The organism is Brucella ciceri, from assembly GCF_041930145.1.
Lineage (GTDB): Bacteria > Pseudomonadota > Alphaproteobacteria > Rhizobiales > Rhizobiaceae > Brucella > Brucella intermedia.
On record NZ_JBHEEV010000004.1, the window covers coordinates 30,294 to 46,294 of the forward strand.

Sequence of the window (16,001 nt, forward strand, 5' to 3'; positions counted from 1 at the left end):
CCTCAGTTTCCGAGTATGCCGGGCAGGCGCAGGCCCTGCTGCTTCGCCCAGTCGAGCGCTATGTCATAGCCCGCATCGGCATGGCGCATGACGCCGGTTGCAGGGTCGTTCCACAACACGCGACCGATGCGCTCATCGGCATCTTCGGTACCATCGCAGCAGATGACCATGCCCGAATGCTGGCTGAAGCCCATGCCGACGCCGCCGCCGTGATGGAGCGACACCCATGTCGCGCCCGAGGCCGTGTTGAGAAGCGCGTTCAGAAGCGGCCAGTCGGAGACGGCGTCCGAGCCGTCCTTCATCGCTTCGGTCTCGCGGTTCGGTGAAGCAACCGAGCCGCTGTCGAGATGGTCGCGACCGATCACGACCGGCGCTTTCAGCTCGCCGTTCCTGACCATTTCGTTGAAGGCGAGGCCAAGGCGGTGACGATCGCCCAGGCCGACCCAGCAGATGCGGGCGGGCAGGCCCTGGAACGCGATACGCTCCTTCGCCATGTCGAGCCAGTTGTGCAGGTGCTTGTTGTCCGGCAACAGCTCCTTCACCTTGGCGTCGGTCTTGGCAATATCCTCAGGGTCACCGGAAAGGGCAGCCCAGCGGAAAGGCCCGATGCCGCGGCAGAAGAGCGGGCGGATATAGGCCGGCACGAAGCCCGGGAAATCGAAAGCGTTCTCCAGTCCTTCTTCCAGCGCCATCTGGCGGATATTGTTGCCGTAATCGACCGTTGGAATGCCTGCGTTCCAGAAGTCGAGCATGGCCTGAACCTGTACCTTCATCGAGGCGCGGGCAGCCTTAGCAACGGCCTTGGGATCGCTTTCCTGTTTGGCGCGCCATTCGGCGACGGACCAGCCGATCGGCAGATAGCCGTGCACCGGATCGTGAGCGGAAGTCTGGTCGGTGACGATATCCGGCTTCACGCCGCGCTTGACGAGTTCCGGGAAAATTTCGGCTGCATTGCCGATGAGCGCAATGGACTTTGCCTCGCCAGCCTTGGTCCATGCTTCAATCTTCGCCAGGGCCTCATCGAGGCTGTGGGTCTTTTCATCGACATAACGGGTGCGCAGACGAAAATCGGCGCGGGTTTCGTCGCATTCCACCGCAAGGCAGCAGGCACCGGCCATAACCGCTGCAAGAGGCTGCGCACCGCCCATGCCGCCCAAACCGCCGGTCAAAATCCACTTGCCCTTGAGGTTGCCGTCATAATGCTGGCGACCGGCTTCCACAAAGGTCTCATAGGTGCCCTGAACGATGCCCTGCGCACCGATATAGATCCACGAACCGGCGGTCATCTGGCCATACATGGCAAGACCCTTCTTATCCAGTTCGTTGAAATGGTCCCAGGTCGCCCAATGCGGCACGAGGTTGGAATTGGCGATCAGGACGCGTGGCGCATCCTTGTGAGTGCGGAACACGCCGACGGGCTTGCCCGACTGCACCAGCAGGGTTTCGTCTTCGTTGAGCGTCTTGAGGGTCGCGACGATCCTGTCGAAATCATCCCATGTGCGGGCGGCGCGGCCGATGCCGCCATAGACGACCAGTTCATGCGGGCGCTCGGCCACGTCAGGGTCGAGGTTGTTCATCAACATGCGAAGCGGCGCTTCGGTCAGCCAGCTTTTTGCATTGAGTTCGCTGCCGCGTGGAGCACGCACTTCGCGCTCGTTATGGCGTGGATTGGACATGATGTTCTCCTCAGGAAATTAATTTGGGAGCCAGCTGTTCCAGCTGCTGCAAAAGAGATTTGAGATGTACGCGAAGCTTGTCCGCCTTGGCCTCGTCATAGGCGAAGGGAACCGCTTCGGTAGCCAGATGCGTGGACTGGGCAAGCTCCATCTGGATGGCGTGAACGCCGGTTTCGGGCTTGCCGTAATGGCGGGTCGTCCATCCGCCTTTGAAGCGGCCATTGAGGATCGACGTGTAGCCCTCGGCCTGTCCCGTTATCTCGACAGCGGCGGCTTCGATGGCGGGCGCGCAAGTCTTGCCCATATCCGTCCCGATGTTGAAATCCGGCAGCTTGCCTTCGAACAGGAACGGGATATGGGACCGGATCGAATGGCAGTCATATAGGATAGCGACGCCGTGGATCGCCTTGACACGGCTGATCTCGGCGGCAAGCGCGTCGTGATAGGGCTTGTGGAAACGGGCGATGCGATCCGCAATATCGGTTTCGGTCGGCGCCTCGCCGTCCTTCCAGATCGAAAGCCCGTCAAAGTCGGTTTCCGGGATCAGCGTCGTGGTGTTCTGGCCGGGATAGAGGCTGACGCCTGCCGGGTCGCGATTGGCGTCGATGCAATAGCGGTGGAAGGTGGCGCGAACCATGGTCGCGCCTTCAAGGACACCGTCATAAAGCCGGTGGATGTGCCAGTCGGTATCGGCGAGAATCCTGCCATTTTCATTGAGGCGCGCCCAGATGTCGCCGGGAACATCCGTGCCCGTGTGAGGAAGGCCCAGAATGACGGGCGACGTGCCTTGCCGGACTTCAAAGGCGCTCATGATCAGGCCTCCAGCGATGGCAGGATGCCGCCCGAAACCGCACCGGCAAGCACGCCGTCGGCCACCAGATCGGCAGCGTTCCTGAGGTCGTCGGCCATGTAGCGGTCGTCTTCCAGCGTCGGCACGCGGTCGCGCAACGCGGCGATCACCCTGGCAAGCTCAGGGCTGGTGGTCAGCGGTTCGCGCAGTTCGACGCCGAGCGCGCCGGTCAGCGCCTCGATGCCGATGATTGCATTGAGGTTGGCGGTCATCTGGAGAAGACGGCGTGCGCCATGGCAGGCCATGGACACATGGTCTTCCTGATTGGCGGAGGTGGGGGTGGAATCGACCGAGGCCGGGTGCGCCATCTGCTTGTTTTCGCTCATCAGCGCGGCGGAAGTGACTTCGGCGATCATCAGGCCGGAGTTGAGCCCCGGCTTGCGGGCGAGGAAAGCCGGAAGGCCGAAGGACAAGGCCGGGTCGACCAGCAGAGCGATGCGGCGCTGCGAAATCGCGCCGATTTCGCAGATTGCGAGCGCGATCTGGTCGGCGGCGAAGGCAACGGGTTCGGCGTGGAAATTCCCGCCCGATACCGCGCGGCCGTCCGAGAGAACCAGCGGATTGTCGGTGACGGCATTGGCTTCGATTTCAAGCGTGCGTGCGGCCTGCCGCAGAATGTCGAGGCATGCGCCGTCGACCTGTGGCTGGCAGCGAATGCAATAGGGGTCCTGCACGCGCTGGTCGCCCTCAAGGTGGCTCTGGCGGATGACGGAACCTTCGAGCAGGGCACGCAGCGCCCGACCGGCATCGATCTGGCCCTTATGGCCGCGCAGCGTGTGGATTTCCTCATGGAAAGGCGCGTCCGATCCCATGGCGGCATCAGTCGAAAGGGCGCCGGTGATGAGCGCCGTCTGCGCCGCACGATGGGCGCGGAACAGACCTGCGAGTGCGAGCGCAGTCGAAGTCTGGGTGCCGTTGATCAGTGCCAGCCCTTCCTTGGCGGCAAGCACGACCGGTTTCAGGCCGGCCTTTTCCAGCGCCTTTGCGCCGGAGAGGCGCTCGCCCTTATAAAAGGCTTCGCCTTCGCCGATCATGGCCGCAGTCATGTGCGCAAGCGGCGCCAGATCACCGGAAGCGCCGACGGAGCCTTTTTCGGGGATCATCGGGATCACGCCTTTTTCCAGCATGTCTTCGATGAGGGTGATGACTTCAAGCCGTACGCCGGATGCGCCGCGACCGAGCGAAATCAGCTTCAGCGCCATGATGAGACGCACGATGTTTTCCGAAAGCGGCTCGCCGACGCCGCAGCAATGCGAGAGGATCAGATTGCGCTGCAAGGTGGCGACATCGCCTGCCGCGATGCGGATCGAGGCGAGTTTTCCGAAGCCCGTATTGATGCCGTAAACCGGCTCGTCGCCTGCCGCGATTTCCGCAATGCGCGCTGCCGCTTTTTCAACACCGGCATGAAAGGCTGGATCAATGCGGACGGGGAGGCCATCGCGATAGATTGTTTCAAGCGTTTCCAGCGATACGCTGCCGGGCTTGAGGATGATGGTCATGGAAGGCTCCATTGCAAATGAGTTAAAGCTGGCCTTTGAACACCCGCTTCCAGAGCGGATTGAAGCCGATGCGGTAGACAAGTTCAGCCGGACGGTCGACGTCCCATATGGCGAGATCGGCGTCCTTGCCGGTCTCCAGCGTTCCGGTACGCTCGTGTATGCCGAGCGCGCGTGCGGCCTCGCGGGTGACGCCTGCGATGCATTCGTCCACCGTCATGCGGAAGAGCGTTGCGCCCATGTTCATGGTCAGGAGCAGCGAAGTCAGCGGCGAAGTGCCCGGATTGTTGTCGGTGGCAAGCGCCATCCTGGTGCCTGCGGCGCGGAAGGCATCGACCGGCGGCTTTTGCGTTTCCCGGATGAAGTAATAGGCGCCGGGCAGCAGCACGGCCACGGTTCCGGCCTTGGCCATCGCGGCAGCGCCTTCCGCGTCCGTATATTCCAGATGGTCGGCCGAAAGCGCGCCATAGGACGCGGCAAGTGCCGCGCCATGCAGGTTGGAAAGCTGGTCTGCATGAAGCTTGACGGCAAGACCATGGGCCTTGGCCGCATCGAACACGCGGGTGATTTCATCGGGCAGAAAGGCGATCCCCTCGCAGAAGCCATCGACGGCATCGGCCAGCCCCTCGGCGGCAATGGCGGGCAGCATGTCATTGATGATGCGATCGATATAGGCGGCCTTGTCGCCGTTCATTTCGGGCGGCAGGGCGTGCGCGCCGAGGAAGGTCGTGCGGATCGCCACGTCGCGCTCTTCGCCAAGACGGCGAGCCGCTTTCAGGGACTTGATCTCGCTGTCGCGGTCGAGACCGTAACCGGATTTGACTTCGACGGTGGTGACGCCTTCGGCAATCAGCGCATCGAGGCGGGGCAGGGTTTCGCGCACCAGGTCGTCTTCGCTGGCGGCACGCAGGTTCTTGACCGAGGAAACAATGCCGCCGCCAGCGCGCGCGACTTCCTCATAGGATGCACCGTTGAGACGCAGTTCGAACTCGTGCGCGCGATTGCCTGCATGGACAAGATGCGTGTGGCAGTCGATCAATCCCGGCGTGATGAGCCGGTTGCCACAATCTATCCTGTCGAAGGAATCATATTCACCCGGCAGCGCGCTTTCGGGGCCGACATAGACGATCCTGCCATCCCTGACGGCAATCGCCGCCCGTTCGATCAAACCGAGATTTGCGGCATTTTCCGCCAGCGTCGCAATGCGAGCGTTGGTGAAAACGGTGCTTGAATTCTTGAGCATGAGCGTTTTCTCGCTTCCCCTGTTTTGAGATAATGTATATACATATTACCGGAACAGCAAAGAAAAAAATGCGCCCGGGCATTTTCGATCCAAAAGCGGAAACTGCTTTGCGTCGAAATGCATGAGAACGAAGTCGAGGAGAGCCTATCCATGTCAGATGCCACGCTCAAAACACGTTTTGTCCATGCCGGTCAGGCGCTCCTCGAGAGCGGCTGGGCCGACGACGTGCGGATCGGCATTGCTGATGGAAAGATCGTGTCGCTTGATGCGGGTTCGTCCGTGAAGCCGGGTGATGAACCTCATGCGGTCGTCGTCGCGGGCATGCCGAACCTGCACAGCCATGCTTTTCAATATGGCATGGCAGGGCTTGCGGAACGGCGCGGCCCGTCCGCCGATTCGTTCTGGAGCTGGCGCGAGATCATGTATAAATTCGCGCTCACCATGTCGCCTGAACAGGCGGAAACCGTGGCGCTGCGCCTCTACGTCGATATGCTGGAGGGTGGATTTACGCGCGTCGGCGAATTCCATTACCTGCACCATGATCGTGATGGCGCGCCTTACGCCAATCTTTCCGAAATGGCGGATCGCATTGTCTCCGCTGCCACAAGGGCGGGCATGGGCCTGACGCTCCTGCCGGTCTTTTATGCGCATTCGAGCTTTGGCGGCGCGGCTCCCAATGAAGGCCAGCGCCGGTTCATCAACGATCCGGAGCGCTTTGCGCGACTGCTGGAAGGCTGCAAACAGGCGCTGGCGGGTTTCGATGGCGCTGTTCTGGGTGTTGCGCCGCACAGTTTGCGCGCCGTCGCGCCGGATGAACTCAACGTCGTTACGCAGCTTCTGCCCGATGCGCCGGTGCATATCCATGTGGCCGAGCAGGTGAAGGAAGTGGAGGACTGCATCGCCTGGTCGGGCAAGCGCCCGGTCGAATGGTTGCTCGATAATCAGGACCTGTCGTCGCGCTGGTGCCTCATTCATGCCACCCACATGACCGACGATGAAACGAAGCATATGGCCGAGGCGGGGGCGATTGCCGGTCTCTGTCCGGTGACGGAAGCCAATCTCGGCGACGGGACTTTCAACGCGACGGTGTTTGCCGCTGCGGGTGGCAAGTTCGGCATCGGCTCGGATTCGAACGTGCTGATCGGCATTGGCGACGAGTTGCGACAGCTTGAATATTCGCAGCGTCTGTTCCATCGCGCCCGCAATGTGCTGGCCGAAAACGAAGGATCGACCGGACGCGCGCTGTTCGATGGCGCGGTTGCGGGCGGCAATATCGCCATGGGACGCGCCGGCGATGGCCTGAAAATTGGCGCTTCAGCCGATTTCGTTGCGCTTGATGCGGGGCGTCTGCCGCATGCAAAAGGCGACGCGGTGCTGGACGGCTGGATTTTCGGCGGTCGCGCCCATATCAACGATGTATGGGTGCGCGGCGTTAAACAGGTGGAAGGCGGGCGTCACCGCTTGCGCGATGAAGCCGAGCGTGCTTTCCAGAAAACCATAGGCGAATTACTCGCCTGACAGGAGACGGCATGGCTGGCGGAGATTCGATCGCAAAGGAAACACCGGCGCTTTCGCTGCATCAGCGTATTCTGGACGATATCGAATCGCGCATCCTGTCGGGGGAATGGCTGCCCGGCCATCGCATCCCGTTCGAGCATGAACTGACGGAACAGTACGGCTGTTCGCGCATGACCGTGAACAAGGCGCTGACCCAGCTTGCCAAGGCGGGCCTGATCGAGCGCAAGCGCCGGTCGGGAAGCTTCGTCTCCTTTCCGCAGTCGCAGGCGGCAATCCTCGAAATCCACGATATTCGCGATGAGGTGGCGGCGCTTGGCGTCGCCTATCGGTTCGAACTGACGAGCCGGCGCGAGCGGTTGAGCGGGCCAGCCGACGCAAGGCATATCGATATGCCGCGCCATACGCCGCTGGTGGAACTTGTCTGCCGTCACTTTGCGGGCAAGCGCGTCTTTGCCCTGGAGGAGCGCATCATCAGTCTGGATGCGGTTCCAACGGCGGCGTCAACAGACTTTGCCGAAAATTCGCCCGGCCCCTGGCTGGTTTCATGCGTTCCGTGGAGCAGCGCAAAACACTCCATCCGCGCAATTGCCGCCACGCAGGAAAATGCGGGCATGCTCGGTATTCCGCTGGGTTCGCCCTGTCTGGTGATCGAACGCCAGACGTGGAACGCTGACCAGCCGGTGACGCATGTTCGCTTTACCTATCCCGGAGACAGCCATGCGCTGGTGGCGAACTTCACGCCCTCGCAGGGATAAGTGGAGTGGAAAAAAGCCGCCGCAGGGGAACAGCGGCGGCTAAAAGGCAGCATGACCTGGGTGTTGGTCAGGCTGCGCGTTTGATGGCGTCGCCGATGATGGAAACGATCGTGTCGATCTGTTCCTTTTCCACGATCAGCGGCGGCGAAAGGGCAATCACATCGCCGGTGACACGGATCAGCAGGCCCTTCTTGAAGCAATCCACGAAGACGTCATAGGCGCGGGCACCCGGTGCACCTTCGCGCGATGAAAGCTCGATGGCGCCGACCAGACCGAGGTTGCGGATGTCGATGACGTTCGAAGCGCCCTTGAGCGAGTGCAACGCTTCCTGCCAGTGGTCGGCAAGCTGCGCACCGCGGGTCAGGAGACCCTCTTCGGCATAGACTTCCAGCGTGGCGAGACCGGCAGCGGAGGCGACCGGATGGCCGGAATAGGTATAGCCGTGGAAAAGCTCGATGGCGTTTTCCGGACCGGTCATCAGGCCATCGTGCACCTTGCGGCCGGCGAAGACCGCGCCCATCGGGATGGCGCCATTGGTAAGGCCCTTGGCGGTGGTCACGAGGTCAGGCACAACGCCGAAATAATCGACGGCAAACGGCGTGCCGAGGCGGCCGAAACCGGTGATGACTTCGTCGAAGATCAGCAGGATGCCGTGCTTGTCAGCCGTGGCGCGCAGGCGCTCCAGATAGCCCTTCGGCGGCAGGATGACGCCAGCCGAACCGGACATCGGTTCAACGATGACGGCAGCGATCTTTTCCGCGCCATGCAGCTGCACCAGGCGTTCCAGATCATCCGCCAGTTCGATGCCATGCGCAGGCAGGCCCTTGGAGAAGGCGTTCTTCTCGATGTCGAGCGTGTGGCGCAGGTGATCGGCGGGAATCTGCGGGAAGACGCGGCGGTTATTGACGAGGCCGCCGACGGAAATGCCGCCGAAACCGACGCCGTGATAGCCCTTTTCGCGACCCAGAACCATGGTGCGGGTGCCCTGTCCGATGGCGCGCTGATAGGCGATGGCGATCTTCAGTGCGGTGTCGACCGATTCCGAGCCGGAATTGGTGAAGAACACGCGGTCGAGCTTCGCATCCGGTCCGCCGGGCGCAATGGCGGCTAGCTTTTCGGCAAAGTCGAAGGCGACGTTGTGGCCCATCTGGAACGTGGGCGCGAAATCCATGGTGGAAATCTGGCGTTCGACCGCTTCGGTAATGCGCTTGCGGCCATGACCGGCGTTGCAGCACCACAGACCTGCCGTGCCGTCCAGAACCTGATTGCCGTCGGTGTCGGTGTAGTACATGCCCGAAGCACTTGCGAGCAGGCGAGGCGCTGCCTTGAACTGCCGGTTTGCGGTAAACGGCATCCAGAAATTCTCAAGGCTTGGCGCGTTGGTTTTGGTGAGCATGGTGTCCTCCTGTTTGGGGGTAGCAGGACATGCTTTGCGAAGGGCAACAAGTCCTTTTCTTCAGGATATTAAGCTATTGTTTTCATGTGGGATAATTATCGGGTTTGTGCTATATCGAACATCATAAACATGAAGGGAAGGTTCGATGAGCATCGATATCGGCGGGAGGCTTCGTTATGTGCGCATGCGGCAGAATCTGTCACAGCGCGAGCTTGCCAAAAGGGCAGGCGTGACCAATTCGACCATCTCCCTCATCGAAGCCAATCAGTCCAACCCGTCGGTCGGCGCATTGAAGCGCATTCTCGACGGAATTCCCATCGGCATGGCCGAGTTTTTCGCGCTCGAACCGGATGCGCCGCACAAGGTATTCTATCAGGCGGAGGAGCTTGTGGAAATCGGCAAGGGGCCGATCTCCTACCGGCAGGTGGGGGACCACCTATTTTCACGTTCGCTGCAGATGCTGAAGGAGCGGTACGAGCCCGGTTCCGACACGGGCAAAGTGCTTTTGATGCACGAGGGCGAAGAGGGAGGCATCGTCATTTCAGGCCGCATTGAAGTGACGGTTGGAGCCGAACGCCGCATATTGGGGCCGGGCGATGCCTATTATTTTTCCTCGAAGCTGCCGCACCGGTTTCGTTGCGTTGGCCCGGTGCCGTGTGAAATCGTCAGCGCCTGCACGCCGCCAAGTTTTTAGTCAGAGGGAGGCAAACGGTATAACTTCCAGTTAACCATCGGAAGGTTGCCGACATCCTTCGAGCCAGACGTCGCCATGGCTTTTGGCTGCACACTTGCCTGCTACGAGACGTTCTATTCGTCCGACACGCTCATCGAGAGCAGTGTCTTTCTCGCTCAGTTTATACAACGCCGGTGAGATGAGAACGGCAACCAGCCGCATGAATTCCAGGTTGTTCAATTCGGCAGGTGCTCGCCCATAAATCAGGGAACTGGCATTATTGAAACCAGTCATCCATCCTTGAGGACCTTCACCCATTTCCAGAGTATCGAGCCACAGGGCAAGGATTTGTTCCTTTGAAAGTCGGCTTTCGAGGCCCAATGCATAACCGGTTTGCCGAATCTTGCCGAGGCCGGGATGAAATTCTTTGAAAGCAAGGCGTTTGGATGCCGATTGGGTGATTGTCGTCGCGCCTGCTCCGGGCGTGGAAAAATCAACGCCAATGTGGTTGGCGAAATTGGGGTCTTCTACAGCAAGCAATATCGCCAGATGTTCCCCACCGAGCGAGTTTCCTCCCTGTCCCCGGACTATTAATGCATCGGCGCGTTGACGTAATTCCGGCGCATCCGACAGAGCGTCCAAGTATCCTTTTCCACCGTACAGAACACCTGCAACAACTATCAGACCCAGAAAAAGGCCAGTGAACTTATACACTCGTCTCATGCAAGTTTCCCGACCAGAATCAACGCGGCAAGATCGCATCCAATGAGACACGGGATTGCAGCAGAATTTGGGTTCAGGAAGTTTTGGTGCCGTGCGAAATCGTCAGCGCCTGCACGCCGCCAAGTTTTTGACGGCGCACAGGCATTTTCTTATTCGTAGCGGGAAATGCCAAGGTCGTCCGCCCGGATATCCGGCTTGTTGCCGGAAATAAGGTCGGCGAGCAGCTTGCCGGAACCGCACGACATGGTCCAGCCAAGCGTTCCATGACCGGCATTGATGAACACGTTGTCATAGCGCGTTGCACCGATGATCGGCGTGGAATCCGGTGTCATCGGGCGCAGGCCCGACCAGAAGGTTGCAGCTTTCAGGTCGCCGCCGGGGAACAGGTCGGTGACCGACAGATCCAGCGTTGCGCGGCGCGCGGCAGGCAGATCCTTGGTGAAGCCCGACACTTCCGCCATGCCGCCGACACGGATGCGGTCGCCGAGGCGGGTAATGGCGATCTTGTAGCTCTCATCGAGTACGGTCGAAACCGGGGCGCGTTCTTCATTGATGATCGGCGCAGTAATCGAATAGCCTTTCACCGGATAGATCGGGGCGTTGAGGCCGAGCGACTTGACCAGTGCAGGCGTGTAGCTGCCAAGCGCAACCACATAGCGGTCGGCAGTCAGAATGCCTTGCGAAGTCTCGACGCCGGAAACCTTGCCGCCCGACATCAGCAGTGACTTGATGTTGACGCCGAAGCGGAATTTCACGCCAAGCCCTTCGGCAATCTTTGCCAGCGCATTGGTGAATTTGAAGCAGTCGCCGGTTTCGTCATGCGGCAGGCGCAGGCCACCGACGAACTTGTCCTTCGCATGCGCAAGCGCCGGTTCCACCTTGACGCAGCCTTCGCGGTCGAGCACTTCGAACGGCACGCCATCCTGGCGCAGCACTTCAATGTCCTTGCCGATGCCGTCAAGCTGGTACTGTTCGCGGAACAGCTGGAGCGTACCCTGCATGCGCTGGTCGTATTCGATGCCTGTATCCTTGCGCAGATCGACAAGGCAATCGCGCGCATATTCGGCCACGCGCACCATGCGGGTCTTGTTGATCTTGTAGCGGCTGTCGGTGCAGTTGGCGAGCATCTGCAGGAGCCAGCTGTACTGGACCGGATCGCAGGTCGGGCGCAGAACGAGCGGCGCGTGCTTCTGGAACAGCCATTTCGCGGCCTTGAACGGGATGCCGGGAGCAGCCCAGGGCGAGGCGTAGCCGGGCGAAACCTGGCCGGCATTGGCAAAACTCGTTTCCAGTGCCGGGCCTTCTTCGCGGTCGACAACGGTTACCTCATGACCGAGCTTGGCGAGGTAGTAAGCGGTCGTAACGCCGATGACGCCGCTGCCGAGGATGGTGATCTGCATGTTCGCCTCTTGTCTTATGCTTTTATGTCGCTCGCGCCGCTCTCCACGTAGACACGTGCATAACGGTTGCCGAGCGCAGTCAGAATTTCATAGGGAATGGTGTCGCAGTCGCGTGCCACGTCTTCGAGACGCTGGTGCGGACCAATCAGTTCCACAAGGCTGCCGAGTTTCAGCGTGCCTTCCGGCAATGCGCTGACGTCGAGCGTGATCGAGTCCATCGAGACGCGACCGATGATCGGCAGGCGCGTATCGCCAAAGAAGGCAGAACCCTTGTTGCTGAGAGAGCGGAACCAGCCATCGGCATAGCCCACCGCAATGGTCGCGACCCGCGTCGGGCCTTCAGCGACATAGGTGCCGCCATAGCCAACCGCCGCTCCCTTGTCGATATCGCGCACCTGAATGACACGTGCCGACAGGGTGAGGACAGGAACGACCTCATTTTCGGGCCCAACGCCATAAAGCGCAACGCCGGGGCGGGCGAGGTCGAAATGATAGGATTTATCAAGAAAGCTGCCGCCGGAATTGGCGAAGGCAACCGGAAGTTTCGGCAGTCGCACAAGCAGGGCCGTCATATTGGCAAGCTGGCGCGCGTTTGCCGCATTTTCTGGCTCGTCGCCGCTGGCCAGATGGCTGATGACAAACTTGATATCGATATTGTCCAGAAGCGCGAAATTTTCCAGAAGGCGCTCGAATTCACTGGCGGAGAGGCCAAGACGCGACATGCCGGTATCGAGTTGCAGAAGGGCAGGCAGCTTTCTGCCCTGTCTGGCGGCGAGTGCCCCCCAGTTTTCGATCTGTTCGAGTGAGTTCAGCACCGGCAGGATGCCGTCGCGAGCGCAGGCTTCTTCCGTTCCCGGCTGAAGACCGTTCAGAACGTAAAGTGTCGCATCGGGCTGGAGAAACGGCTTCAGCGCAATGGCCTCGCCAAGATGGGCGACGAAGAAATCACGGCAACCGGCATCGTAAAAGGCCGGGGCAACGCGGCTGGCTCCGAGGCCGTAGGCATCCGCCTTCACGACAGCAGCGGCGCGCGTGGGCGCGATATGACGGGCAATGGCCGAATAATTGTGCCGCAGCGCCGCAAGATCGATTGTCAAGACGCCGCCGGCGGCAAGGTCACGCTCGTCCTGTGAAAATTGCATCGCCATATCAACCATTTACGCGGTTCTTTCCAAGCCTCCGACTACTCAATGAGAACGCCTGAAAGCCGCTGACGATATGGATCGCGCGCCGCCCAGAGCGTATAAAGCCCCGGCGGAGAAACCCGGCCGCTCCTCACACCCACAGCTTGCTCATATATTAATCGAAGACTATTCGAATGTTTTTGCTATTTATCGCATATTATGCGAATTTCCGCACAACTTGCGCATATTTTAGCTTTTCGGTTGAAGATTATTCATGGCAACGCTCGACAGTATAGACCGCAACATCATCCGTTGCCTGCGCCGTGACGGGCGCATGACCAACAGCCAGCTGGCCAGCGAGGTGGGGCTTTCCCAGTCCGCCTGTCTGCGACGGGTGCAGATATTGGAGGAAAGCGGCGTTATCCGTGGCTATACGGCCATCGTCGGCTCATCCGGTGGCGATGAGCGGCTGGTCGCCATCGTGCGCATTACGCTCGACCGGCAGACGGAGGAATTTCTGAACCGTTTCGAGGAAGCGGTGCGGCGGCATCCCGAAGTGCAGGAGTGCTATCTCATGACGGGTGATGCAGATTACATTCTGCGCGTCGAAGCTGAAAATGCTGCGGCCTATGAGGTCATTCACAAGGAAATCCTGTCGCGATTGCCCGGTGTCGCGCGCATTCATTCCAGTTTCGCCATCCGCACGGTGCTATTGTCGAAAGCGCCGGTTTCACGCGGCTGAAATGAAGAAAGCCCGGCTGAACCGGGCTTTGCTATTCACGTGAGCACGATGCTTAACGGAATTCGTAACGCAGACCGGCGCGGATCGTGTGCATGTTGAAGCCGTTGTCCTTGGCCTGCGTTCCGGTGGCGCCCGGTCCTTCGGCGCTGCCGTAAGGGTTGGTGTTGCGGTCGTCCGCATCGTATCCATAGGCCTTGCCGCCATTGATACGCATATAGCGATAGCCAACATCCAGCTTGAGCTGTTCGGTCAGGTCATAGCTGACGCCGGCCATGAGAGCCATTGCAAAACGCCAGCTGTCCAGTCCGCCCTTTTCGCTGGAATAGGTGCAGCCAGCGCAGACTTCATGGGATTTCCAGTCGTCATATCTGACATAGGCAGCACCAAGACCCGCGCCGAGATAAGGCGTGACAGGGCCGGTACGCGGCAGGTCGACATAGGCATTGGCCATGGCCGTCCAGATATTGGCCGTGGACGAATCCTCGTAGTTGCAATTGTCCTCGACCGGATTGAGCCCCTTCCCGGACTTCACATAGCTCGGACAGGGGGTGCGCCCGTTGATGCCTGCGCGGAAGTAGTCCAGCGTGGCATCGGCGCGGAATGTGTCGGTGAAGCGATAGCCGACACCCACGCCATAGGTTGCGCCTGCCTTGAGGTTGAAATCGTCGTAACGCAGCGTGTCGTCAATGCCGCGATAGGGTGGATCGAACTGGTTCCAGAAGTTCCACTCGCCGCCCGTGCTGGATTTGAAATTGTAACCGAGGTCGCCACGGATATACCAGCCGGAGGCATTGACCTGTTCCGGCATTGGCTCAATAACAGGCTCTGCAATTATATCAGCGGCAAAGGCCGCACTCGATCCCGCCATCAGACTGACAGCCACGATGGCAATGGCGGAAATGCACTTCATCGGTTCCCACTCCAAATCCGAACAGAAAATCGGCTCACAAGCCGCATTGCCGGATATGGTAAAGAGATATGTTTAACACTTGGTTATTAAGTAACCCTGCGGTGTATTTTCTACTAGAATTCGCGTCTGGCGCGATATTGTATAAGTAATAGCTAAAGTATAGGAGCCGGCACGGGGCCGGCTCCAAACATCGTCAAAAGTTAATGGAATGGATGATCGACTTGTCGATCTCGTTGACGTCGCGCTTACCGCAGAGCGCCATCGTGACATCCAGCTCCTTGCGGATGATCTCAAGCGCCAGCGTTACGCCGTCCTTGCCCATCGCGCCGAGGCCGTAGAGGAACGGGCGGCCGATGAAGACACCCTGCGCGCCTAGCGCGCGGGCTTTCAGCACATCCTGGCCGGAACGAATGCCGCCATCGACATGAACTTCGATCGCGTCGCCGACAGCATCAACGATCGGCTGCAGCATGGAGATTGAAGATGGCGCGCCGTCGAGCTGGCGTCCGCCATGGTTCGACACGATGATAGCATCTGCACCGGACTTCGCCGCCATTCTTGCGTCTTCGGCGTCGAGAATGCCCTTGAGGATGAGCTTGCCGCCCCATTGCTCCTTGATCCACGCAACGTCGTTCCAGTTGAGCTGTGGGTCGAACTGCTCCGCGGTCCAGGAGGAGAGCGAGGAAAGGTCGGTGACGTTCTTGGCGTGACCGGCGATGTTGCGGAAGGTGCGGCGCTGGGTGCCCATCATGCCAAGGCACCAGCCCGGACGGGTCGCCATCTGCCAGATATGCTTCGGCGTAAATTTCGGCGGGGCGGAAAGGCCGTTGCGGATATCCTTGTGGCGCTGGCCCAGAATCTGGAGATCGAGCGTCAGCACCAATGCAGAGCAGCCCGCAGCCTTGGCGCGGCCGATCAGGTTCTTCACGAAGTCGCGGTCCTTCATCACATAGAGCTGGAACCAGAACGGCTTCTTGGTAACCGAAGCAACGTCTTCAATGGAGCAGATGCTCATGGTCGAAAGGGTGAAGGGAACGCCGAAGGCTTCGGCTGCCTGCGCTGCCAGCATTTCGCCGTCAGCGTGCTGCATGCCGGTCAGGCCCGTTGGGGCGAGAGCCACCGGCATGGACACTTTTTCACCGATCATCGTCGTTTCCAGCGAGCGGTTTGTCATGTCGACGAGAACGCGCTGGCGCAATTTGATCTTCTTGAAGTCGTCCTCGTTTGCGCGGTAGGTCGACTCGGTCCAGGCGCCAGAATCCGCGTAATCAAAGAACATCTTGGGGACGCGGCGCTGGGCAAGCCGCTTCAGATCGGCGATTTCAACGATGTTGGGCATCTATCCCACCCCTTGTGGTAATTTTTCTTGACCAATCGCATGACGGATCGCGCGGCTGAAATCAAGTACGAACAAGTATCGAATAACAATTGCCTCGCGGTTAATTGAAGGACCGGCTAATTCCTCTTATGGTAATGCCACACGCCCAAGGCAACT

General features: G+C 59.9%; 14 protein-coding genes. 4 read left to right on the forward strand and 10 right to left on the reverse strand.

Translation table 11 applies throughout. The annotated features are described in order from the left end of the window. Positions 1-2: 2 nt before the first annotated feature. The 4 genes from hutU to hutI are packed head-to-tail and all read right to left on the reverse strand — an operon-like array spanning position 3 to position 5,265. Complete coding sequence (hutU, locus tag JNC63_RS08905; protein ID WP_021587051.1) at positions 3-1,676, reverse strand: urocanate hydratase; 1,674 nt, start codon at positions 1,674-1,676, stop codon at positions 3-5. Between the two features lie 10 nt (positions 1,677-1,686). After that, positions 1,687-2,487: an N-formylglutamate deformylase gene (gene hutG, locus JNC63_RS08910; protein WP_063620657.1), complete on the reverse strand. Its 801-nt coding sequence runs from the start codon at positions 2,485-2,487 to the stop codon at positions 1,687-1,689. 2 nt (positions 2,488-2,489) lie between these two features. Further along, complete coding sequence (hutH, locus tag JNC63_RS08915) at positions 2,490-4,025, reverse strand: histidine ammonia-lyase (RefSeq protein ID WP_025090576.1); 1,536 nt, start codon at positions 4,023-4,025, stop codon at positions 2,490-2,492. A 22-nt stretch (positions 4,026-4,047) separates the two neighbouring features. Further along, the gene (hutI, locus tag JNC63_RS08920) at positions 4,048-5,265 is read right to left on the reverse strand and encodes an imidazolonepropionase (protein ID WP_063620658.1); all 1,218 of its coding nucleotides are present in this window, start codon (positions 5,263-5,265) and stop codon (positions 4,048-4,050) included. 150 nt (positions 5,266-5,415) lie between these two features. Here hutI and JNC63_RS08925 point away from each other — a divergent pair, with 150 nt between their 5' ends. Both JNC63_RS08925 and hutC read left to right on the forward strand, forming a co-directional pair. Further along, the gene (locus tag JNC63_RS08925) at positions 5,416-6,783 is read left to right on the forward strand and encodes a formimidoylglutamate deiminase (protein WP_063620659.1); all 1,368 of its coding nucleotides are present in this window, start codon (positions 5,416-5,418) and stop codon (positions 6,781-6,783) included. Between the two features lie 11 nt (positions 6,784-6,794). After that, positions 6,795-7,538, forward strand: a complete 744-nt coding sequence (gene hutC / locus JNC63_RS08930; RefSeq protein WP_006467494.1) for a histidine utilization transcriptional repressor HutC — start codon at positions 6,795-6,797, stop codon at positions 7,536-7,538. Positions 7,539-7,605: 67 nt separating this feature from the next. Here the strand turns inward: hutC and aptA are convergent, their stop codons facing one another. Continuing rightward, the gene (gene aptA / locus JNC63_RS08935; protein ID WP_063620660.1) at positions 7,606-8,934 is read right to left on the reverse strand and encodes an omega-aminotransferase AptA; all 1,329 of its coding nucleotides are present in this window, start codon (positions 8,932-8,934) and stop codon (positions 7,606-7,608) included. Positions 8,935-9,079: 145 nt separating this feature from the next. Between aptA and JNC63_RS08940 the strand changes: the two genes are divergently transcribed. After that, the gene (locus JNC63_RS08940) at positions 9,080-9,628 is read left to right on the forward strand and encodes a cupin domain-containing protein (protein ID WP_006467492.1); all 549 of its coding nucleotides are present in this window, start codon (positions 9,080-9,082) and stop codon (positions 9,626-9,628) included. Positions 9,629-9,658: 30 nt separating this feature from the next. Here JNC63_RS08940 and JNC63_RS08945 read toward each other — a convergent pair whose 3' ends face one another. The 3 genes from JNC63_RS08945 to alr form a co-directional block, all read right to left on the reverse strand. Then, on the reverse strand, positions 9,659-10,249 hold the full coding sequence (locus JNC63_RS08945; RefSeq protein WP_245670661.1) for a transglycosylase domain-containing protein: 591 nt from the start codon (positions 10,247-10,249) through the stop codon (positions 9,659-9,661). 230 nt (positions 10,250-10,479) lie between these two features. Beyond that, complete coding sequence (locus tag JNC63_RS08950) at positions 10,480-11,730, reverse strand: D-amino acid dehydrogenase (RefSeq protein ID WP_006467491.1); 1,251 nt, start codon at positions 11,728-11,730, stop codon at positions 10,480-10,482. Positions 11,731-11,744: 14 nt separating this feature from the next. Then, on the reverse strand, positions 11,745-12,887 hold the full coding sequence (gene alr, locus JNC63_RS08955; protein WP_063620662.1) for an alanine racemase: 1,143 nt from the start codon (positions 12,885-12,887) through the stop codon (positions 11,745-11,747). Between the two features lie 241 nt (positions 12,888-13,128). Here alr and JNC63_RS08960 point away from each other — a divergent pair, with 241 nt between their 5' ends. Beyond that, the gene (locus JNC63_RS08960; RefSeq protein WP_021587044.1) at positions 13,129-13,596 is read left to right on the forward strand and encodes an Lrp/AsnC family transcriptional regulator; all 468 of its coding nucleotides are present in this window, start codon (positions 13,129-13,131) and stop codon (positions 13,594-13,596) included. Positions 13,597-13,648: 52 nt separating this feature from the next. On the opposite strand, the gene JNC63_RS08965 is transcribed toward JNC63_RS08960, so the two are convergent. Beyond that, positions 13,649-14,506: an outer membrane protein gene (locus JNC63_RS08965; protein WP_063620663.1), complete on the reverse strand. Its 858-nt coding sequence runs from the start codon at positions 14,504-14,506 to the stop codon at positions 13,649-13,651. Between the two features lie 193 nt (positions 14,507-14,699). After that, positions 14,700-15,845, reverse strand: coding sequence for an alpha-hydroxy acid oxidase (locus tag JNC63_RS08970; RefSeq protein ID WP_063620664.1), 1,146 nt, complete (start codon positions 15,843-15,845; stop codon positions 14,700-14,702). Positions 15,846-16,001 lie beyond the last annotated feature (156 nt).